Origin of the sequence: Streptococcus pasteurianus (genome assembly GCF_004843545.1) — a bacterium.
Taxonomy (GTDB): Bacteria; Bacillota; Bacilli; order Lactobacillales; family Streptococcaceae; genus Streptococcus; species Streptococcus pasteurianus.
In genome coordinates this window covers 1,581,102-1,602,587 of sequence record NZ_CP039457.1, presented here as the reverse complement: position 1 = coordinate 1,602,587, position 21,486 = coordinate 1,581,102, and the positions used below count along the sequence as shown (strand labels likewise).

The window sequence follows — 21,486 nt, the reverse complement described above, 5'->3', positions numbered from 1 at the left end:
GGAGGGAATTAAAATGGCAGAGATGAATCAAAATGATAAAAAATTATTAGCTGTTGCTAATCAAGTGTCAGAATTGTTGTTAGCTTATAAGTATGATGAAGCATGGGAAGCGGTAGGCGAGTTGAATGCTCTTTTGAAAAAAGAAGATTATTCATTACCTGAAGAAGTTCTTGAGACTATGCGTAAGAATGTTAAATCTTATTATTATCAAGAAATACAGGTTATCCGTCAAGCACACCGTGTAATGTCAGCAATTGGTCATAGCTTAGCTGAAGTTTCAAATTAAGAGTAAGGCGGTTAGTTAGTCTAATCGCCTTTTTGTTTTGGAGGAAATATTATGGATATTACAATTCGTTTGAGAAATACGTTAAACGGTCAAGAAAAAGAAGTAGCACTTCCAACTAGCTTAGAGAGTATTAAAGCACGCTTTGGATTAGATGAAACAGATGATTACGATAATTTAGTGATTGTTGATTCTAATGTTGATTTTATTGATGAGTATGATTTGCTTGAACATGTTCTTAAATTTTCAGAATTAGTTGAAGATGTTGATGAACATTTGGTTTATGCGTGCCATGAGTTCTTTGGTTATGATGTTAGAGGCTTTTTGTTCTATGTAGATGACTTTGATGATATGACTTTGATTTATGATGTCAATACAGATAGAGAGCTTGGTGAATATTGGGTTGATGAACTAGGTATTCAGAATATTCCGAGAGACCAATTGGAGACGTACTTTGATTACGAAGCGTATGGACGAGATATTGCTATTGAAAGTTCTGGTGGCTTTGTAGCTGATGGTTTCCTAGATGTTCATTGAGGTAGTTGGTATGATTAGAGCATTGATTAGAAATCCAGATACAGGTCAGCGCCAATGGTTTGTTTTTCCATTGTATTTTGGAAAATTGATGGCAATTGGTTGTTCAGGTAATCTCAATAATACCGTTGAGGTTGTGGAAGTTGAGGGAACTTCTAGATTTGGAACAGGTTATTATACTGTTGAAGAGCTAGAAGCTTTAAATCAAATAGCGGAGGGATATTATTAATGGAGGAAATTCGTGAAAAATTAAATCATCAAGCTTCTAGACAAGAAGTGGAAAAGGTTGGTGACATTGTTAAACAAAGACTTTTAGAGCGTATCCCGAACTATTATCAAGGTGGAGCAAATGGTCTATTAAATCGTATTATTAACCGTTTGGGTGGTCATTTTGTTACAGCTTTCCGTTTAGGATACGCAGGATTTGGTGTCAATCAGTTTTATATCAGCTATGATTATTACGATTCTACATTTAAGCATGTCAAAGTAGAGTACAAAACAGTATCAGATGATTTGTTTTTAACTTCTCATGACATAGATGCGATTGTTAATGGTCTAATGATTAAAGTTGAGGATTATCTAGAAGAATTTGGGTAAAACAATAGTTGTTATTGCTTGATTTTTCTAAAAGCGTACGCTATAATGTACGTATAAAGAGGTGATAATATGTTAAATACAACTGTTACAAATTTCAGAAAAGATATTTACAATTTGCTAGAACAAACCATTAAGTTTAACGAACCTGTTAATGTGTCTACTAAAAATGGTAATGCTGTTGTTTTAAGTGAGGATGAGTATAATGGAATGGTTGAAACATTGTACTTATATTCAGTTCCTGAACTTAAAGAGCAACTTAAAAAAGATATGAACGCACCTTTAAGTGAGTTTGTTTCAGAAGATGAGGTAGATTGGTGACTTATCAAATTGTTTATTCTAAAACAGCTGTGTCCCAGATTAAACATTTGAAAGCTTCTAAATTAGATAAAAAAGCTAAAAATTTGATTGAGTTAATTAAAGAAAATCCTTATCAAACACCACCAACTTATGAAAAGTTACAAGGTGATTTATTTGGTCTTTATTCACGTCGAATTAATATCAAACATAGATTGGTTTATCAGGTTTTGGAAGATGAAAAGGTTATTAAAATATTAAGTATGTGGACACACTATGAAAAAGGATTAAGGTAGTCGTTTGACTACCTTTTTTAGTTTGATAAAAAGTGGAGGAAAAATGAAACAAGCATTATACATATTGATTGCCTTTATTTTATATTGTTGGAGTGCTGGAAGTATTATTGATATTTATTCGAGACGACATGAAGTTGAAGAAGGAACATATCAGCCTTATTTTAACGTATTAAAACTATTTCAATATGAATCCATCAGAACAAAATTTTATACAGATTTTTGTTTGGCTAACACAATCCATGTGATGACAGAACTTTATTTTTGCTATTTATTAATGAAATGGTGTTTGCTATGAAGAAATTTTTTAAAGTTCTTAATGAAAATCGAAAATTTTATCTTGGAGTATTTATTGTTAGTTTTATTTTGTCAATAATTATCAATGATTATTTTCAAAAAGAGGTTTTTAGTCCTTTTATTTTTAGATTGATTTTATTGGTATTAAATAATTTATTATTAGTTTTTATAGTAATTGATGATGAACGATAATACGATAGGGATTGCTACTAAAAAGATATAAAATCTAAATCTAGGTAGTAGGTTTTCTAATAATTTAAAGTCTTTTTTAGTTTCTTTTGTTTCAAATATAATATTAATTAGTGTTTGAGATACTGCAGTAAAGATAAACATTGTGATAAAAGCAAATAGAGTAACTAATGGACTGTAGTCAATAGTCACGTTTAAGACATTAATGATTATAGAAATGCTAGTTAAATCAAAATCTTTAAGGTTTTGATAGAGTTGTAAATAACAGAAAATGGTTAGTATATAATATGCTATTGTAAAAAGGTTAGCGAATTTAAAATGGAGAATTTTTTTAAGAAGTAATACGCTTAAAAATGAGACAGTTAGCGAAACAGTAGGTAATATTGTAGCTATGAAAGCATTGGCAAACATTTGGATAATTGCTTCAAAAATTGGGGTTAATCCATTGGTAAATAAGCTGAAATTATTAGTGTTTCCTTTGAGAATAGAATCGCTTGGAAGATTAATCCAATTAGATATAAAATTGAAAATAAAAAGTAATAATATCATTTTTGGATAAAAAGAAAATAGTTTTTTTCTGATATATTCAATATTTTCAGATAATCTAGAAGAATTAACTTCCTGAACTTCATAGTTTATAGTTGTTTCATAAATATTTCCATTAACAGTAATACTAGATTCCTTTTTATTAGTGATAAATTCCCATATTTGAAGAATAGTTTGAATAATTGGAATGAGATAAGTAATAGTAAAAGTTAGTATTAATAAGAAAAATGACATTTTTTGCTCCTGTTTTTGTTATATGTTAAATATTATACTACAACGTTTTAGATAAATGTGTAAGAAGTCTGTTGGTTTTAAAATGGAGGTCTATAATGATAGCAGATATTAGGATACGTGATTCAGGTTATAGTGAACCGCTATGTAAACTTGATTTAATGCGTTTTTCAGAAGAGCAAATACGCGACCGTATGCGTGAGCGAGGATTCAGTGATGAATCCTTTTTTATTTGTGGTTTCGTTGATTGGGGCGTTGATACTCAAATGATTTTAAGTGAAGCCTATGGTTTAAAAAGATGTATTCAAAAATTTTATCATGGTGATGAATCCATTGTTATTCATCTTTTAAAAGAACATATTGATGTGAAATATATCATTTCCCATTATTATCGTTTTATCTCAAAGGATGAATATGACACAGCGCTTTATTTGTTAGATCATACTAATATTATTCAATTCATGTTAGCTAAAGCTCTTGATGATGGTATTTTAGCCTCAATCAAAGGAAAAGGCTTTTATATTGCAGATACTAAATTTTAGGGAAAGGAGTAAGTTAAATTGAAATTAAAAGGGGGTGTTATCACCCAGATTAAAGCATTTTTAATGAAATTTTCAAAAAAAGAAAAGCAAGGCAAACAACCAAAGGTTAAGGAGCTATCCAAAAGAACCGCTAATATCATGACTTATGGTTTTTTGCTTTTCTTTGTGTTTATTGGTTTTATTGGTCTAGTAAGAGCAATCTCATTATCTAGTCAAGTAAATTCATTGAAAAATAAGGTGGCTGATTTTGAAACAACCTTAACGGATAGTGCTAATCAGACCTCGACGTTAGATGTGTCACGTGTTCAATATTACATGACTAATTTTATCTATACGTATATTAATTATGATAAAGAATCTGCGGAGGAGCGGGAACAGACCTTACAAGACTATTACGCTTTTGATTCTTCGACTTATACGGAAGAATTGAATGAGACACGAACGTTAAAATCACAACGTGTAATTAGTGTTGAGGAATATAAATCTTATGATTTGGCAATTGTAAAGGTTGGCTATGAAGTTAGTGGCAACAGTTATGTCATGAACTTAGCTGTTCCTTTTAAGATTAAAGATGGCTTGCTGACAATTGTTAGCCTACCTTATAGCTTGGCGGATGACCTTTATCAAGGTGATTCTAAATCATTTGAGAAGAATGATTCGTCTGATTTGGTGAAGTTATCATCTAGTGAAACAGATTCAATCAAAGAGTTTTTGGAAGTATTCTTTGATAAATACGCTTCAAGTGATGAGACGGATTTAAAATTGGTGATGAAAGAACCAGTCTTAATGGGTGGTTCGTATCAGGTGGATACGATTGATAATTCAACAGCTCTCTTTTATGAGGGTGATGATGGTCAAAAGGTTGTTCAAGTGTCTGTCACGTTTACAGATAAAAATACAACTGATAAACATACTGAAAATTTCACTTTGTATTTGTCGCAATCAGATAATGGTTGGGTTGTTGAAAAGTTATATAACTATTTTAAAAGTTAAGGAGTAATAATTTATGGATATTTCAAACTTACGTTCATTTATGTCAGGTGACGCAATTTACCTTTTGAGTGTGGTTTGTGGATTTTTTATTATCAAATATTGGAAATCTGGTGAGATGATTAAGATTTTTACTACACTTATCATTTATGCCATTATTGCAGTATTACTTAAAGGTACTCAAATGCTTAACTTCCTTTCAGGTATTTTGGAATGGTTTGGTATTAATTCAGGGTTATAAAATATGGAAGAAGAACAATTGTTTGATTATGGTAGGGGCATTAATGCTCCCTATTGGATACAAGAAATTAAGTCACCTAAAGGAAAACGTATTTGGTATTTTTCAACGCCAATGCAGGTTTCCTTTTTTGTTGTTTTTTTCTTAGTTTTGATTGTGATGTTTCAACTCTTATCACCGTTGCTGTCGTGGTTAGCGTTGCATACGCATTCGATTTCTAGTTTGCTTTATGCTATCTTACCGTATAAAATCGCAAAAATTTATACGGAAACAGAACCAGAGGGTAAAAAAATGCATGTTTTCATTGTTGACTGGTTGAAATATTGGTTTGAGTTTAAGTTAGATAAGCGAGCTATTTATCAAGGTGAGCGAGTTGATATGGAAAAAGAGTTTGTTTTTGAGAAAACTCATTTATAAAAGGTAAGAGCCTTGACTGTTTAAAATCAAGGCTTTTTAGTTTTAAAAAATAAAGGGGGTAATTAAAAAATGGTAAAGCGTTTGGAATATCCGATAGCAAAGACTGATGGAAATATGGCTTTACGTAAGGACGGTGTTGTCACGGCTTTTTATCGAGTTCCGAACACACCAATTACAATTACAGATACGGATAAAAAGAAAAAACATAAGATAACAGTTTCACAAGTGGTTAAGAAGCTAGCAAAATATAAGTATTTTGAAGTTTCTTTGATTCCTAGAGACTATCTATTAGAAGAAAAAATGCGAGATTTTTCAGAGGATTTAGCTGATGATTCAAAAGTATTAGGTGAACAAACACTTAATAGAACTGTTGGACTATTGACTAAAGAGATGGAAATTCCTTACGAGTATGAATGGATAGTCGGTATTAATATTGAAAAAACGATAGTAAAAAATAATTTAACTGAAGCTGTTACGAATCAATTATCAGAAATAGCGGAAAATATTGCTGGCTTTTTAGGTTTTGAAGTTGAGACCTTAGAGAATTGGTATGAAGATTATCAAGAGATTGAATCCATTATCTATCGCCTACTATCACCGTTAAAAGCAAAACGATTAACAAATGAAGAATTGTTCTATTATCAACGGTATCAGTTCTTAACTTATATTCCTCATTTGAGGGAAGATGTGATTGCCAATCGTGCTTTGGAAAATGTGACAGATACTGTGATTACCGTTGTTGAAGAGGGAATTTTAAAACTATCTAGTATTTACGGTACTTCTTACCTTTCTATTTTGCCAATTGGTCGGTATTCAACGATTTTTAATGGTTTTCATTTAGGTGAGTTGCTTCAACGATTAAGTTTTCCTGTTTGGTTGAAAATGAAAGCAGAGTTTATTGATAAGTCTGGTTTAAACGGTCAAATGGGGCGGTCGAATAATCGTTATCGTAACATTATGAATGAAGCGGCTAGTACGGATACGGTACAGCAAGATGATATTTTAATGGGTGCTTATTCGTTGAAAGATTTAATGAAAAAAGTTGGTAACAAGGAAGAATTGATACGTTTTGGAGCGTATGTGACGGTGGCTGCTTCAAACATTAAACAGTTGAAACAACGTCGTCAATCGTTACTTTCTTACTTCCAAGATATGAGTGTTAGTTTGCATGAGGCAGGTCATGATACGCCTTATCTTTTCCAAAGTTTGCTTTACGGTCAAGATTTGCAAGTTACTACTCGCAAATGGAATCATTTAGTTACTTGTAAAGGCTTTGCGGAGTTAATGTTGTTTACAAATACACGTTCAGGTAACCGTATTGGTTGGTATATTGGACGAGTAGATAATCGGCTGACTGCTTGGGATAATATTGATGAAGCGGTTCAAGGTTCTAAGAACTTAGTTCTCTTTAATGCGACCGTCGCAAATAAAGAGGATATTGCTGGTAAAGTAACGAAAAACCCACACTTGATTATCACAGGTGCAACAGGTAATGGGAAGTCCTATCTTGCCCAATTACTTTTCTTGTTGACAAGCCAACAAAATGTGAGAATTTTGTACATTGACCCAAAACGTGAACTCCGTGAGCACTATCAAAAGGTGATTAGTCAACCTGATTTTGCAAGACGTTTCCCAGAACGTAAAAAACAAATTGAGAATATCAATTTTGTGACCCTTGACGCTACTCTTGAATCGAATCATGGGGTACTTGACCCAATTGTGATTTTGGAAAAAGAAAATGCGCAAGCAACAGCTAAAAATATGTTGCTTTACTTGTTACGTCAAGCGACACAGGTTGAACTCACTCAAACAACGTCGTTGACAAATGCGATTACAACGGTTTTAGAACGACGTGAAGCTGGTGAAACAGTTGGTTTTAATCATGTGATTGAGCTACTTTGTCAAGACGAGGATAAAAAGGTTGTTGAAGTTGGTGAGTATTTTAAAGCCATTATTCGTAATTCAATCTTAGAGTTAGCCTTTTCAGACGGCAATGTTAAAGGGCTTTCTTATGATGAACGGGTAACTGTTTTAGAGATTGCGGATTTGTCATTGCCAAAAGATGGTGTGGAAGATATTTCAGACCATGAAGCAAATTCAATTTGCTTGATGTTTGCACTAGGTGCGTTTTGTAAACATTTTGGTGAACGTAATGATGATGAAACACTTGAAATCTTTGACGAAGCATGGATTTTAATGCAGTCATCAGAGGGAAAAGCGGTTATCAAGTCTATGCGTCGTGTTGGACGGTCTAAATATAACACGCTTTGCTTGGTTACTCAATCGGTTCATGACGCTGAAAACGAAGAAGATTCTACTGGTTTTGGAACAATCTTTGCCTTTTACGAAAAATCGGAACGAAAAGATATTCTGAAACATGTAGGCTTAGAAGTGACTGAAAAAAATCTAGAATGGCTGGATAATATGATTTCAGGACAATGTCTTTATTATGATGTTTATGGCAATTTGAACATGATTTCAGTCCATAATCTTTTTGAAGATATTGACCCATTCTTAAAACCAATGAAACAAACAACGTCAAGTGTACTAGAAAATAAATACGCTAGCTAGTTAGGAGGTGCAAATGAGTTCTGAAGATACAACAAGTATTTTAGTTAAATTTTATATCTGATTTTTGATTATCCGCATAAACACTATACTTTCAAGCATTTTGAAATATAGGAAAGCACTCATTTTACCACGAATTTACCACGATTGAATGAGCCTTGATATGACGTAAGAATTTGAAAAGGACACCGTATAGTTTGGTGTCCTTTTACATGAAAATCATTAGTCGCTATTGATTGTTATTATACATTTTGTTAATTGTTCTTATTTCTTTTACGTTTTTTACCGAAAATCATGAGTATTGTCCGAGAGTGATTGGTCTTGCGTATGGTTAACCCTAAAGTTATGGAAATAAGACTTAGAAGCAAACTTAAGAGTGTGTTGATAGTGCATTATCTTAAAATTTTGTTATAATGGTATCGTAATTTAAGACACTTCAAGAGACATTTCTTAATGAATCTGATATACTGTAAACACTACAGAAAGAAGGATTATTATTATGTCTCGAACAAGAAGAAATTTCTCTGCCAAATTCAAATCAGAATTAGTGATTGAACTGCTCAAAGGAGAAAAAGACTTAAATACAATCGCAACCGAAAACAATATTCAGCCGAATCTTCTCCGCAACTGGAAGAAGGAGTTCCTCGATAAAGCATCCGTGGTTTTTAATGACACACGAGAGGATAATCTGAAAGAAAAACTCGCTTTAGAACGCAAGGAAAAAGCTGAATATGCGAAAAAAGTTGGCCAGCTCACCATGCAGGTGGATTGGTTGAAAAAAAAATCTGAAGAAACACTTGGACCTGACTACGAGAGTAAATTTAGTCCAAAACCTTTTGAAGACTAAAGAACTTCCAGTTAAAACAGGAGCTACACTTCTTGATATCAATCGTACCAGTGTTTATTACAAGGGCATGCCCATATCTCAGGAGGAGTTGGATTGCAAATCGATCATAGATCGATTACACACGGATAATCCGGCCTGGGGAGCACGACAACTGTCTGCTCAACTGAAGAAGCGTGGGCATCAGGTTGGTCGCCGGAAAACGCGCCGTTATATGAATGAAATGGGGATTGATCCAATTTATCCAAAAATGAACCTTTCTAAACGTATGCGACAGGCTAAAGTCTGCCCGTATCTGCTACGTAACGCCGTTATCGACCGTCCAAATCAGGCATGGTCAATCGACATTACATACATCCCCATTAAGCGTGGATTTCTGTATCTGACCGCTGTGATTGACTGGTACAGCCGCTGTATCGTTGGCTGGGAAGTCGATGATACTCTGGATACCAGAATGGTCATAACTGCGTTAAAAAAGGCGTTTATAGTGGCAAAACCTGTTATCCTGAATTCAGATCAGGGCTGTCAGTTTACAAGCAATGAGTACATGAATTTCCTCAAAGAGAACCAGATCCGTCAAAGCATGGATGGTAAAAGCCGGTGGGCTGACAATATCATGATTGAACGATGGTTCCGAAGCTTCAAGTACGAGGAAGCATATCTGACCCAATATAACAATATCAGAGAAGCACGGAAGGCAATCGGTAAATATGTGCACACTTACAACTTTGAACGTTGTCATTCTGCACTCAATAAGCAAACACCGGCATCCTGCTATTATCCGATTCTGTTACTGGATGATCATGCAGCCTAAGGGGGGATTTTCTCCCCTACCCAGTTACATATATCAGTTCATTATAAAAAGCTTAGATTTTTGTCTTGACAACTGAACCACTATATGTATAATAGGAATTGAAGTTAAATTAGATGCTAAAAATTTGTAATTAAGAAGGAGGGATTCGTCATGTTGGTATTCCAAATGCGTAATGTAGATAAAACATCTACTGTTTTGAAACAGACTAAAAACAGTGATTACGCAGATAAATAAATACGTTAGATTAATTCCTACCAGTGACTAATCTTATGACTTTTTAAACAGATAACTAAAATTACAAACAAATCGTTTAACTTCTGTATTTATTTATAGATGCAATTACTTCAGGAGTGATTACATGAACAAAAATATAAAATATTCTCAAAACTTTTTAACGAGTGAAAAAGTACTCAACCAAATAATAAAACAATTGAATTTAAAAGAAACCGATACCGTTTACGAAATTGGAACAGGTAAAGGGCATTTAACGACGAAACTGGCTAAAATAAGTAAACAGGTAACGTCTATTGAATTAGACAGTCATCTATTCAACTTATCGTCAGAAAAATTAAAACTGAATACTCGTGTCACTTTAATTCACCAAGATATTCTACAGTTTCAATTCCCTAACAAACAGAGGTATAAAATTGTTGGGAGTATTCCTTACCATTTAAGCACACAAATTATTAAAAAAGTGGTTTTTGAAAGCCATGCGTCTGACATCTATCTGATTGTTGAAGAAGGATTCTACAAGCGTACCTTGGATATTCACCGAACACTAGGGTTGCTCTTGCACACTCAAGTCTCGATTCAGCAATTGCTTAAGCTGCCAGCGGAATGCTTTCATCCTAAACCAAAAGTAAACAGTGTCTTAATAAAACTTACCCGCCATACCACAGATGTTCCAGATAAATATTGGAAGCTATATACGTACTTTGTTTCAAAATGGGTCAATCGAGAATATCGTCAACTGTTTACTAAAAATCAGTTTCATCAAGCAATGAAACACGCCAAAGTAAACAATTTAAGTACCGTTACTTATGAGCAAGTATTGTCTATTTTTAATAGTTATCTATTATTTAACGGGAGGAAATAATTCTATGAGTCGCTTTTGTAAATTTGGAAAGTTACACGTTACTAAAGGGAATGTAGATAAATTATTAGGTATACTACTGACAGCTTCCAAGGAGCTAAAGCGCTCGGGACCCCATTAAGTATTTTTAAAAGCATGGTCGCAAGTTTCACTAGCAGCCATGCTTTTATTGAATCATTGTAGGACATTTTAAAGATAATTGCCCACTTTAAAATTAAACATGTGCTTAGAATCGTTCTAGGCAACACCAATAACAATCACTAATCACAAGTGATTTGTGATTAATCACTTGTGATTTACAAGGTGTAACGATATAATTAAATGGAAAACGTGCAAAATATTTACATAAACAGGAGGGAGAAACTTGGAACTAGCATTTAGAGAAAGCTTAAAAAAGATGAGAGGTACCAAATCAAAAGAAAAATTCTCCCAAGAATTAGAAATGAGTAGATCAAATTATTCATTGATTGAATCAGGAAAATCAGATCCGACATTAAAAACATTGGAACGAATTGCAGAATTGACAAACTCAACCTTAGTTATTGACTTAATTCCTAATGAATTAGAACAAGTAGAGTTGCAAATAGAAGAAGAGAAGCAATGATTGTCGTTAATATATTTAACGAAATTGTTGCTTATTTTTTTTAAAAGCGGTATACTAGATATAACGAAACAACGAACTGAATAAAGAATACAAAAAAAGAGCCACGACCAACTTATTTTCCGCCAAGAAAATAAGTTGCGAGCCTTAATTGATTACCACCAATCAATTAAAGAAGTCGAGACCCGAAATTTGGTAAAGTATTTAATTACTTTATTAATCAGATACTTAAATATCTGTAAACCCATTATATCGGGTTTTTGAGGGAATTTCAAGTCTTTAAGAAGATACCAGGCAATCAATTAAGAAAAACTTAGTTGATTGCCTTTTTTGTTGTGATTCAACTTTGATCGTAGCTTCTAACTAATTAATTTTCGTAAGAAAGGAGAACAGCTGAATGAATATCCCTTTTGTTGTAGAAACTGTGCTTCATGACGGCTTGTTAAAGTACAAATTTAAAAATAGTAAAATTCGCTCAATCACTACCAAGCCAGGTAAAAGCAAAGGGGCTATTTTTGCGTATCGCTCAAAAAAAAGCATGATTGGCGGACGTGGCGTTGTTCTGACTTCCGAAGAAGCGATTCACGAAAATCAAGATACATTTACGCATTGGACACCAAACGTTTATCGTTATGGTACGTATGCAGACGAAAACCGTTCATACACGAAAGGACATTCTGAAAACAATTTAAGACAAATCAATACCTTCTTTATTGATTTTGATATTCACACGGCAAAAGAAACTATTTCAGCAAGCGATATTTTAACAACAGCTATTGATTTAGGTTTTATGCCTACGTTAATTATCAAATCTGATAAAGGTTATCAAGCATATTTTGTTTTAGAAACGCCAGTTTATGTGACTTCAAAATCAGAATTTAAATCTGTCAAAGCAGCCAAAATAATCTCGCAAAATATCCGAGAATATTTTGGAAAGTCTTTGCCAGTTGATCTAACGTGCAATCATTTTGGGATTGCTCGTATACCAAGAACGGACAATGTAGAATTTTTTGATCCCAATTACCGTTATTCTTTCAAAGAATGGCAAGATTGGTCTTTCAAACAAACAGATAATAAGGGCTTTACTCGTTCAAGTCTAACGGTTTTAAGCGGTACAGAAGGCAAAAAACAAGTAGATGAACCCTGGTTTAATCTCTTATTGCACGAAACGAAATTTTCAGGAGAAAAGGGTTTAATAGGGCGTAATAACGTCATGTTTACCCTCTCTTTAGCCTACTTTAGTTCAGGCTATTCAATCGAAACGTGCGAATATAATATGTTTGAGTTTAATAATCGATTAGATCAACCCTTAGAAGAAAAAGAAGTGATTAAACTTGTTAGAAGTGCCTATTCAGAAAACTATCAAGGGGCTAATAGGGAATACATTACCATTCTTTGCAAAGCTTGGGTATCAAGTGATTTAACCAGTAAAGATTTATTTGTCCGTCAAGGGTGGTTTAAATTCAAGAAAAAAAGAAGTGAACGTCAACGTGTTCATTTGTCAGAATGGAAAGAAGATTTAATGGCTTATATTAGCGAAAAAAGTGATGTATACAAGCCTTATTTGGTGACGACTAAAAAAGAGATTAGAGAAGCGCTAGGCATTCCTGAGCGGACATTAGATAAATTGCTGAAGGTACTGAAGGCGAATCAGGAAATTTTCTTTAAGATTAAACCAGGAAGAAATGGTGGCATTCAACTTGCTAGTGTTAAATCATTGTTGCTATCGATCATTAAAGTAAAAAAAGAAGAAAAAGAAAGCTATATAAAGGCGCTGTCAGAGTTTTTTGACTTAGAACATACATTCATTCAAGAGACTTTAAACAAGCTAGCAGAACGCCCAAAAACGGACACACAACTCGATTTGTTTAGCTATGATACAGGCTGAAAATATGGAAGAAGTTTTAATTGATGATAATATGGTTTTTGATATTGATAATTTAAAAGGATTTCTTAATGATACCAGTTCATTTGGGTTTATAGCTAAAGAAAATAATAAAATTATAGGATTTGCATATTGCTATACACTTTTAAGACCTGATGGAAAAACAATGTTTTATTTACACTCAATAGGAATGTTACCTAACTATCAAGACAAAGGTTATGGTTCAAAATTATTATCTTTTATTAAGGAATATTCTAAAGAGATTGGTTGTTCTGAAATGTTTTTAATAACTGATAAAGGTAATCCTAGAGCTTGCCATGTATATGAAAAATTAGGTGGTAAAAATGATTATAAAGATGAAATAGTATATGTATATGATTATGAAAAAGGTGATAAATAAATGAATATAGTTGAAAATGAAATATGTATAAGAACTTTAATAGATGATGATTTTCCTTTGATGTTAAAATGGTTAACTGATGAAAGAGTATTAGAATTTTATGGTGGTAGAGATAAAAAATATACATTAGAATCATTAAAAAAACATTATACAGAGCCTTGGGAAGATGAAGTTTTTAGAGTAATTATTGAATATAACAATGTTCCTATTGGATATGGACAAATATATAAAATGTATGATGAGTTATATACTGATTATCATTATCCAAAAACTGATGAGATAGTCTATGGTATGGATCAATTTATAGGAGAGCCAAATTATTGGAGTAAAGGAATTGGTACAAGATATATTAAATTGATTTTTGAATTTTTGAAAAAAGAAAGAAATGCTAATGCAGTTATTTTAGACCCTCATAAAAATAATCCAAGAGCAATAAGGGCATACCAAAAATCTGGTTTTAGAATTATTGAAGATTTGCCAGAACATGAATTACACGAGGGCAAAAAAGAAGATTGTTATTTAATGGAATATAGATATGATGATAATGCCACAAATGTTAAGGCAATGAAATATTTAATTGAGCATTACTTTGATAATTTCAAAGTAGATAGTATTGAAATAATCGGTAGTGGTTATGATAGTGTGGCATATTTAGTTAATAATGAATACATTTTTAAAACAAAATTTAGTACTAATAAGAAAAAAGGTTATGCAAAAGAAAAAGCAATATATAATTTTTTAAATACAAATTTAGAAACTAATGTAAAAATTCCTAATATTGAATATTCGTATATTAGTGATGAATTATCTATACTAGGTTATAAAGAAATTAAAGGAACTTTTTTAACACCAGAAATTTATTCTACTATGTCAGAAGAAGAACAAAATTTGTTAAAACGAGATATTGCCAGTTTTTTAAGACAAATGCACGGTTTAGATTATACAGATATTAGTGAATGTACTATTGATAATAAACAAAATGTATTAGAAGAGTATATATTGTTGCGTGAAACTATTTATAATGATTTAACTGATATAGAAAAAGATTATATAGAAAGTTTTATGGAAAGACTAAATGCAACAACAGTTTTTGAGGGTAAAAAGTGTTTATGCCATAATGATTTTAGTTGTAATCATCTATTGTTAGATGGCAATAATAGATTAACTGGAATAATTGATTTTGGAGATTCTGGAATTATAGATGAATATTGTGATTTTATATACTTACTTGAAGATAGTGAAGAAGAAATAGGAACAAATTTTGGAGAAGATATATTAAGAATGTATGGAAATATAGATATTGAGAAAGCAAAAGAATATCAAGATATAGTTGAAGAATATTATCCTATTGAAACTATTGTTTATGGAATTAAAAATATTAAACAGGAATTTATCGAAAATGGTAGAAAAGAAATTTATAAAAGGACTTATAAAGATTGATTATATAATATATGAAAAGCTATTATAAAAGACATTAGTATTAAATAGTTTAAAAAAATGAAAAATAATAAAGGAAGTGAGTCAAGTCCAGACTCCTGTGTAAAATGCTATACAATGTTTTTACCATTTCTACTTATCAAAATTGATGTATTTTCTTGAAGAATAAATCCATTCATCATGTAGGTCCATAAGAACGGCTCCAATTAAGCGATTGGCTGATGTTTGATTGGGGAAGATGCGAATAATCTTTTCTCTTCTGCGTACTTCTTGATTCAGTCGTTCAATTAGATTGGTACTCTTTAGTCGATTGTGGGAATTTCCTTGTACGGTATATTGAAAGGCGTCTTCGAATCCATCATCCAATGATGCGCAAGCTTTTGAATATTTTGGTTGATCGATATAATCATGAATCAATCGATTTTTAGCCTCACGCGCTAAGTTAATATCTGTGAACTTAAAAATTCCTTTAACAGCTTCTCTGAAAGATTTTGAATTTTTTTTAGGAATGGTGGTAAAGATATTTCTTAGGAAGTGAACTTGGCATCTTTGCCAACTTACGTTGGTGAAGGATTTTCTAATGGCAGAGACTAATCCTTTGTGCGCATCAGAAATAACGAGTTCCGTACCTTGTAAACCGCGTTCTTTTAGGTATTCAAAAAATGTTGTCCAGGTCTCTTCGCTTTCGCCACTTTGAATCATGAAGCCGATAATTTCACGGTCGCCATCTTTGGTTATTCCAATCGCTATATGACAGCTTTTTGAGAGTACTCGATTTTCTTCTCGTACTTTTATATAGAGTACATCGGTCATTAAGTAAGGATAATTTTTTTCTGATAATAAACGATTCTGCCACTCGTTAACCATAGGTTCTAGCTGTTCTGTTAAGCTAGAAACGAAGGACTTAGAGACGGATTTACCACAAAGTTCTTCCACAATTTTTGATACTTTACGAGTTGAAACGCCTGATACATACATTTCCAACATTGAAGCCATGAGGGCTTTTTCGTTTCGTTGATAACGTTCAAACACTGTGGGTGAAAAATGGCCATCACGTGTTCTGGGTACTTTTAATTCTAGCGTGCCTACACGTGTCGTAAAGCTGCGCTCATAATAGCCATTTCGTTGACTTTGTCGGTTTTCTGTTCGTTCATATTCTTTTGCTTGAATATATTCTGTTCGTTGATTTTCCATTAGTTGATTAAATACCGTTGTTAAAATATTTTTAGAAACGTCATCCTTTACAGAATATTCAATAATGCTTTGAATCTCTTCGCTTTTCAGTGTAAAATGTACTTGGGTCATGTAAAAGTCCTCCTGGGTATGTTTTTGTCGTTAATAAAACAGCTAATACACCGGTTGAACCAGCAAACATAGAAGTAAACAATCCTACGTTTGTCATATCACCTGTTTTTACAGGGTTCTTTTGTCCGCTAGGCTTTGTTGGAGTAGTTGGCTTGCTCGGTTTCTGTGGCTGTTGTGGACTTACAGGTTTATTTGTTACTTTTTCTTTTACGGTAACTGTAATTGTTTTTTCAGTAATTGCACCATTTTTATCTACTACACGGAAAGTTACATGATAAGTGCCAGCCTTAGAAGTATCTACATCATTTGCAATAATGTTATCTTTTGTTAAAATAATCGTTCCGTCCTCTTTATCTGTTGCTGTCACATTTGCCAATGGGTCGAACGTATCGCCTACATTCAATGTAACATCATTTGCTGAAATGATTGGAGCAGAGTTAAGGTCGCCTGTATTTTGTTTCACAGTTACAGTAATCGTTTTTTTAGCAGAAGCTCCGTTTTTATCTGTTACTTTATAAGTCACATGGTAAGTACCAGCCTTAGAAGTATCTACATCATTTGCAACAATATTATCTTTTGTCAAAGTGATAGTTCCGTCCTCTTTATCTGTTGCTGTTACATTTGCCAATGGGTCGAAAGTATCGCCTACATTCAATGTAACATCATTTGCAGAAATAGTTGGTGCTGTATTATCTTCTCCTTGTGAGTTTAACGATAATTCTACTTTTAAAACAACGTTTCCGTCTTTATAAGTACCGCAATCATACTCATAAGTAACTGGTTTTTTTACATCATCTACCGTTATAATTCCTGTATCTTTATCTAAAGTTCCATTTGCAGTAACTTTTACTTTTGAAATATCTATTCCTTGTTCAACATCTTTTTTTAAGTCGATTTTATTCCCTTTAATATCAATATAACCGTTGCCTACAAAAGCATGATTATTTTCAAGAACTTTATTCTCTCCGACATTTAACCAGTATAAATCATCGCAAATTAATTTTTTAATTTTTGTGTTTTTACTTATATCAAGACCTCTTATCCCTTGTTCAAAAATTTCACCGCAACGTAGCATTTCAAGTTCTAAATTATTGCTTAAATCTAATTTTTTAATAGTTGTATCATGACAAAAAAGGCGTGTCAGTTTTGTGTTTTTTGTTACATCTAATTCAGCTATATTTGTCATATAACATGATAGTTGTTTCAAATTAGGGTTCTTACTTATATCAAGTGTTTTTACTTTTGTATCTCCTATATCTAAAGTGACTAATTGCGGATTATGTGTGACATCAAGTTCCATTAATCCTGTATTGCTACAAGATAGTTGTTCTAAGTTAGGATTGTTTGTTACATCTAAATTGGAAATAGAGGTACTATCTGCAAATAACGTATTCAATTTTTCATTCTTAGATACATCAAGACTGTTAATTGATGTATTATCGCAAACGAAAGCTTCCAAATTCGGATAACGTGTTAAATCAACGCTTCTTACTTTTGAAGAACGACAATCTAATCTTTTTAAAGATGAGTTTTTAACCGGACTTAAGTCTGAAACAGAAGTCGTAGAAACATCTAAAGACTGCAAATTTGTTAGATATTGAATACCCTCTAATGAAGATATCGTTTTCATATCATGCAAGTTTAAGAATTGGGCTTTTGATATTTCATCAACAGATAACACACTATCGCCGTCTTTATCAAATTCTGCAATGATTTGTTCTCTAAATACTTTGTCTGGAAAATGTGCTTCATCAATAGCAATGCTTCCAGCTTTTACTTCTGTATTTTTGCTTGCTTCAACGGTCTTATCTTCGGTAACCACTTCTTTTTCTGGTGTTGCAGGTGTTTCCTGTTTTGTACTTTCTTCTTTTAAAGTTTCTGCATTTTCAGCAGTTTCTTCCTGTTCCTTGTCTGTTATATTCTCTTGTACTTCTGCGTTTTCTGTTTTCTGTTCCACAGGAACTTGCTCTGTCTTGTTTTCTTCTACAACGGCTTCCTGCACAACTTCTGTGTTTTCCTGTGCCATGACAGGAGTAGGAAGCCCTGTAAGTGCAGTTGTTGTTCCAATCATCAATGCGGAACTTACTGCAAGGACTTGTTTTTTCTTCATAGTTTGTTCACTCCTTATTTTTCATAAATTCTTTGCATAGAAAAACGCACAAACTCCCCCTTATAACTGGATAATCTGTGCGTTCTGTTTATTATTGATAGAATTGAAAAAAGGGCAGAATTTACTTGTCTGTCTGTCTGTCTGTCTGTCTGTCTGTCTGTCTGTCGCAAGCGTAACAATGTGTGAACATGACTGTCAACCCTTTCTTTCAAAAAAATTCAATCCTTGCTTCTATACAAAAAACATTATACTGGAAACAAACACCTCTTTCAATCTTTTTATGCGTGCAAGATAAAAAAATTGAGACATCACACTTTTCCTTTTTTCCTCTTGAGTACCCACAACAGAAAAGAAAAAGCCCTGTCAAGAGCTTGCCACCATTGGTGGTGCTTTGCACTCTTGATCGGGCTTTTTGTTTGCTGTATCTTCTCGCAAGAGGAAAAAGATTACTCGTCCTCATCATCAAAATGGTTATTCCTTAATACTTCCCGTAACAGTTCCATATCCTCTTTTGAGTTCGGATTTATCATTTTCACGACTTGATAAGGTGTCCTATATTTATGTCCCTCTATGCTTTCCCCAAACATATCCATACTGTATAAATCATCATAGCGGTCTAGTAATTTTTGAAACTTCAAATGCTGGATAAATTCTTTGATTGGGTAAAGGTCGGACGCTTCAATGCTTTTCCCGTTGATATAGTCTGTAATGTATTCCCGTAACTTTTCCAACTCATATTCCAGCCATTCTTCCTCGCTGTCAAAGAAGTTATCATAGTGTCCGTGTTTCAGTTCTGCATTTAGACGTTCTTCTGTTCTTAAAAACTGACAGACTTCTTTTTCAGACTGATTGACATACTTCCATTCTCCCGATAATAATTCATTCGGCGTTACGTCCAGCACTTCCATTATCTTTTCCAGCGTTTCATAAGCAGGATAGTTCAACCCTCTTTCAATCTTGGAAAGGCTCTGCATATTGATACCGATTTTGTCCGCAAGTTCCTGTTGTTTCATTCCCCTAAATTTTCTTATGGTCTGTATATTATTTCCTAAATGGCTTATTTTCATTGCACAACCCTCCATATCTCGTTATATCTTCACTGTTATAAGTCTATCATGCTTAATATGATTTGTAAAGACAAAAAAAGATATTGACAAATAAGCATATAAGAATTACTATGCTATTGTGAGTGAATAAGCACAATAGCATGAAATACAAAAACATTCAAAAAGAAATACCCATCTGATTAAACCCGTAGATATGAATATTGGTTGAAATGGAACTTGTTAGAAAAGGCAAAACAGGACTTGCTGACAAAGTATTTCTGACACGGTGGCGGAAGCCTCTCAGGCTTACCGCCATGACACCTTGTGTCAAGGGGAAGAAATGCTTTGTCGGCTGGCGAGCCTGCGAGCCTTGACTGTGCCCCCGTTATCTAACAGGGGGGCACTATTTCACAAAAGACAAGTCAAAAACCATACAACCCCAAACCTGTGAGTAGTAATGAGAAGTTTTAAGAAGATAGTAACTTCACATTCTTTTGAATAGTGGTTTACAGGTATTTCAAGGCTATTGTGGGATTGGAGGAATACAATGAACAATTTAGAATTTGCACTTGAAATGAAAAACAAACGTCTTGCTAGCGGTCTTTCACAAGGAGAACTTGCAAGTCTTACCCATGTATCAAGATATAGTATCAACCGCTTTGAGAACGGAAAAGCCAACGCCAGCAAGGAAACACAAAATATTATCCTGCGTTGTCTGAATTACTATATCTGCGATAAGCCTTTTTATCTGCTCGTTGATTATCTGTCTGTCCGTTTTCCAACGACTGACGCATTGGAAATTATCCGAAAGGTGCTTGGCATGAAAGCAGATTATTTTATCCATTATGACTATGGATATTATGGCTATAAGGAGCATTACGCCTACGGGGAAATCAAGGTCATGGCTTCTGATGATGAACACATGGGCGTATTCTTGGAATTAAAAGGAGCAGGCTCACGCAACATGGAATATGTCTTACAGGCACAGAACAGAGATTGGTATTCATTCTTGAACCGCTGTCTTGATTGTGGCGGTGTTATCCGACGTTTTGACTTGGCAATCAATGATATGTGCGGTCTACTGGATATTCCTGTGCTATCTGAAAAATACAAAAATGGCGGTGCGGAATGTCGCTGTAAAAACTATGAAAATGTGCAAGGTGGAAAATTAAGCGGAAAAAACCGTAATTTAGCAAGCACCCTTTATATCGGCTCAAAGGCAAGCACAAAATATTTCTGCTTATATGAAAAGCAAAAGGAACAGGCAGCGAAAAAGAAACATACGGATATTATCAACCGTTTTGAAATTCGTCTGCGTGATAAAAAGGCAGTACAGGCAGTTGAGGAATTGTTATTGACATATAACCCTCATGGGCTGGTGTTTTACCTTATTACTGATTTTGTGCAATTTCCCGACTATCCGTTGTGGGAGATATTCATTTCCCATGACAGTTTACCTTTTGAAATGAACCCCGTACCTGTCAATATGGAACGCACTCTGCAATGGCTGGAAAGACAGGTCATGCCGTCAATCGTGATGATAGAGGAAATCGACAGGCTGACAGGTTCAAACTACATGAAAATGATTGATGAATGTACCCACCTTTCCGAAAAACAGGAAATGCTTGTGGAACAGATGTGTACGGATATAGCAAATGTAATCGAAAGTGAGGGGGTGTTTTATGAGTAATGCACAGGATATTCCCGTATGGGAAAAATATACCCTTACCATTGAAGAAGCGTCAAAGTATTTCCGTATCGGAGAAAACAAGTTAAGACGATTGGCAGAGGAAAACAAGGACGCTGGCTGGCTCATTATGAATGGCAACCGCATACAGATTAAACGCCGACAGTTTGAACAGATTATTGATAAATTGGACGCAATCTAATGCAAATGAGCCTTGTATGTGTTATGATGAACACAAGTCATAT

26 protein-coding genes are annotated in these 21,486 nt (G+C 33.6%); 22 read left to right on the top strand and 4 right to left on the bottom strand.

The window, feature by feature from the left end; genetic code table 11:
- The first annotated feature begins 13 nt into the window (after nucleotides 1-13).
- The 7 genes from E8M05_RS08350 to E8M05_RS08320 all read left to right on the top strand — a co-directional run bounded on the left by E8M05_RS08350 (nucleotide 14) and on the right by E8M05_RS08320 (nucleotide 2,299).
- Nucleotides 14-286 (top strand): hypothetical protein, encoded by a 273-nt coding sequence (locus E8M05_RS08350; protein WP_041973243.1) that lies wholly within the window; start codon nucleotides 14-16, stop codon nucleotides 284-286.
- A 51-nt stretch (nucleotides 287-337) separates the two neighbouring features.
- Nucleotides 338-820, top strand: coding sequence for an antirestriction protein ArdA (locus E8M05_RS08345; protein ID WP_041973240.1), 483 nt, complete (start codon nucleotides 338-340; stop codon nucleotides 818-820).
- Between the two features lie 10 nt (nucleotides 821-830).
- Nucleotides 831-1,046 (top strand): hypothetical protein, encoded by a 216-nt coding sequence (locus tag E8M05_RS08340; protein ID WP_041973281.1) that lies wholly within the window; start codon nucleotides 831-833, stop codon nucleotides 1,044-1,046.
- The gene (locus tag E8M05_RS08335; protein ID WP_041973237.1) at nucleotides 1,046-1,414 is read left to right on the top strand and encodes a hypothetical protein; all 369 of its coding nucleotides are present in this window, start codon (nucleotides 1,046-1,048) and stop codon (nucleotides 1,412-1,414) included. The genes E8M05_RS08340 and E8M05_RS08335 overlap by 1 nt, the downstream gene beginning before the upstream one ends.
- Before the next feature lie 69 nt (nucleotides 1,415-1,483).
- Nucleotides 1,484-1,732 carry a type II toxin-antitoxin system Phd/YefM family antitoxin gene (locus E8M05_RS08330; RefSeq protein ID WP_041973234.1) on the top strand — a complete coding sequence of 83 codons (249 nt, stop codon included), beginning with the start codon at nucleotides 1,484-1,486 and terminating at the stop codon, nucleotides 1,730-1,732.
- Nucleotides 1,729-2,004, top strand: a complete 276-nt coding sequence (locus E8M05_RS08325; protein ID WP_041973231.1) for a Txe/YoeB family addiction module toxin — start codon at nucleotides 1,729-1,731, stop codon at nucleotides 2,002-2,004. Before E8M05_RS08330 ends, E8M05_RS08325 begins: the two co-directional genes overlap by 4 nt.
- 43 nt (nucleotides 2,005-2,047) lie before the next feature.
- Entirely contained in the window at nucleotides 2,048-2,299 is a 252-nt protein-coding gene (locus E8M05_RS08320; protein ID WP_041973228.1) for a hypothetical protein, read from the top strand.
- A gap of 158 nt (nucleotides 2,300-2,457) precedes the next feature.
- Here E8M05_RS08320 and E8M05_RS08315 read toward each other — a convergent pair whose 3' ends face one another.
- Entirely contained in the window at nucleotides 2,458-3,267 is an 810-nt protein-coding gene (locus tag E8M05_RS08315; RefSeq protein WP_041973224.1) for a hypothetical protein, read from the bottom strand.
- A gap of 95 nt (nucleotides 3,268-3,362) precedes the next feature.
- Here E8M05_RS08315 and E8M05_RS08310 point away from each other — a divergent pair, with 95 nt between their 5' ends.
- The 13 genes from E8M05_RS08310 (at nucleotide 3,363) to E8M05_RS08250 (ending at nucleotide 15,096) form a co-directional block, all read left to right on the top strand.
- Nucleotides 3,363-3,806, top strand: a complete 444-nt coding sequence (locus E8M05_RS08310; RefSeq protein WP_041973221.1) for a hypothetical protein — start codon at nucleotides 3,363-3,365, stop codon at nucleotides 3,804-3,806.
- Nucleotides 3,807-3,824: 18 nt separating this feature from the next.
- On the top strand, nucleotides 3,825-4,799 hold the full coding sequence (locus E8M05_RS08305) for a conjugal transfer protein (protein WP_052454798.1): 975 nt from the start codon (nucleotides 3,825-3,827) through the stop codon (nucleotides 4,797-4,799).
- Between the two features lie 13 nt (nucleotides 4,800-4,812).
- Nucleotides 4,813-5,037 (top strand): hypothetical protein, encoded by a 225-nt coding sequence (locus tag E8M05_RS08300; protein WP_039695565.1) that lies wholly within the window; start codon nucleotides 4,813-4,815, stop codon nucleotides 5,035-5,037.
- 3 nt (nucleotides 5,038-5,040) lie between these two features.
- Entirely contained in the window at nucleotides 5,041-5,451 is a 411-nt protein-coding gene (locus E8M05_RS08295; protein ID WP_039695567.1) for a conjugal transfer protein, read from the top strand.
- Between the two features lie 69 nt (nucleotides 5,452-5,520).
- Nucleotides 5,521-8,022, top strand: coding sequence for an ATP-binding protein (locus E8M05_RS08290; protein WP_013643556.1), 2,502 nt, complete (start codon nucleotides 5,521-5,523; stop codon nucleotides 8,020-8,022).
- A gap of 496 nt (nucleotides 8,023-8,518) precedes the next feature.
- Nucleotides 8,519-8,866 (top strand): transposase, encoded by a 348-nt coding sequence (locus tag E8M05_RS11310; protein ID WP_004615306.1) that lies wholly within the window; start codon nucleotides 8,519-8,521, stop codon nucleotides 8,864-8,866.
- Nucleotides 8,856-9,677 carry an IS3 family transposase gene (locus tag E8M05_RS08285; protein WP_231299128.1) on the top strand — a complete coding sequence of 274 codons (822 nt, stop codon included), beginning with the start codon at nucleotides 8,856-8,858 and terminating at the stop codon, nucleotides 9,675-9,677. The genes E8M05_RS11310 and E8M05_RS08285 overlap by 11 nt, the downstream gene beginning before the upstream one ends.
- Nucleotides 9,678-9,827: 150 nt before the next feature.
- Nucleotides 9,828-9,911 (top strand): 23S rRNA methyltransferase attenuation leader peptide, encoded by an 84-nt coding sequence (locus E8M05_RS08280; protein ID WP_001814874.1) that lies wholly within the window; start codon nucleotides 9,828-9,830, stop codon nucleotides 9,909-9,911.
- A gap of 91 nt (nucleotides 9,912-10,002) precedes the next feature.
- Complete coding sequence (gene erm(B), locus E8M05_RS08275; RefSeq protein WP_267899353.1) at nucleotides 10,003-10,773, top strand: 23S rRNA (adenine(2058)-N(6))-methyltransferase Erm(B); 771 nt, start codon at nucleotides 10,003-10,005, stop codon at nucleotides 10,771-10,773.
- 361 nt (nucleotides 10,774-11,134) lie between these two features.
- On the top strand, nucleotides 11,135-11,374 hold the full coding sequence (locus E8M05_RS08265; protein WP_002380754.1) for a helix-turn-helix transcriptional regulator: 240 nt from the start codon (nucleotides 11,135-11,137) through the stop codon (nucleotides 11,372-11,374).
- Nucleotides 11,375-11,768: 394 nt separating this feature from the next.
- Nucleotides 11,769-13,259: a primase C-terminal domain-containing protein gene (locus E8M05_RS08260; RefSeq protein ID WP_002380753.1), complete on the top strand. Its 1,491-nt coding sequence runs from the start codon at nucleotides 11,769-11,771 to the stop codon at nucleotides 13,257-13,259.
- A gap of 4 nt (nucleotides 13,260-13,263) precedes the next feature.
- Nucleotides 13,264-13,656, top strand: coding sequence for a GNAT family N-acetyltransferase (locus tag E8M05_RS08255; RefSeq protein WP_000393259.1), 393 nt, complete (start codon nucleotides 13,264-13,266; stop codon nucleotides 13,654-13,656).
- Nucleotides 13,657-15,096, top strand: coding sequence for a bifunctional aminoglycoside N-acetyltransferase AAC(6')-Ie/aminoglycoside O-phosphotransferase APH(2'')-Ia (locus E8M05_RS08250; protein WP_001028144.1), 1,440 nt, complete (start codon nucleotides 13,657-13,659; stop codon nucleotides 15,094-15,096).
- A 129-nt stretch (nucleotides 15,097-15,225) separates the two neighbouring features.
- On the opposite strand, the gene E8M05_RS08245 is transcribed toward E8M05_RS08250, so the two are convergent.
- From E8M05_RS08245 to E8M05_RS08235, 3 genes are all read right to left on the bottom strand, one after another.
- Nucleotides 15,226-16,398 (bottom strand): IS256-like element IS256 family transposase, encoded by a 1,173-nt coding sequence (locus tag E8M05_RS08245; protein WP_000195429.1) that lies wholly within the window; start codon nucleotides 16,396-16,398, stop codon nucleotides 15,226-15,228.
- A complete protein-coding gene (locus tag E8M05_RS08240; protein ID WP_021361842.1) occupies nucleotides 16,346-18,508 on the bottom strand; it encodes an immunoglobulin-like domain-containing protein in 2,163 nt (720 codons plus the stop codon). The genes E8M05_RS08245 and E8M05_RS08240 overlap by 53 nt, the downstream gene beginning before the upstream one ends.
- Nucleotides 18,509-18,954: 446 nt before the next feature.
- A complete protein-coding gene (locus tag E8M05_RS08235; RefSeq protein WP_009242236.1) occupies nucleotides 18,955-19,575 on the bottom strand; it encodes a helix-turn-helix domain-containing protein in 621 nt (206 codons plus the stop codon).
- Between the two features lie 526 nt (nucleotides 19,576-20,101).
- On the opposite strand from E8M05_RS08235, the gene E8M05_RS08230 reads away from it, so the two are divergent.
- Together E8M05_RS08230 and E8M05_RS08225 are read left to right on the top strand one after the other, a co-directional pair.
- Nucleotides 20,102-21,244, top strand: coding sequence for an XRE family transcriptional regulator (locus E8M05_RS08230; protein WP_117575186.1), 1,143 nt, complete (start codon nucleotides 20,102-20,104; stop codon nucleotides 21,242-21,244).
- Nucleotides 21,237-21,443: an excisionase gene (locus E8M05_RS08225; RefSeq protein WP_117575184.1), complete on the top strand. Its 207-nt coding sequence runs from the start codon at nucleotides 21,237-21,239 to the stop codon at nucleotides 21,441-21,443. The genes E8M05_RS08230 and E8M05_RS08225 overlap by 8 nt, the downstream gene beginning before the upstream one ends.
- The last annotated feature ends 43 nt before the right edge of the window (nucleotides 21,444-21,486 follow it).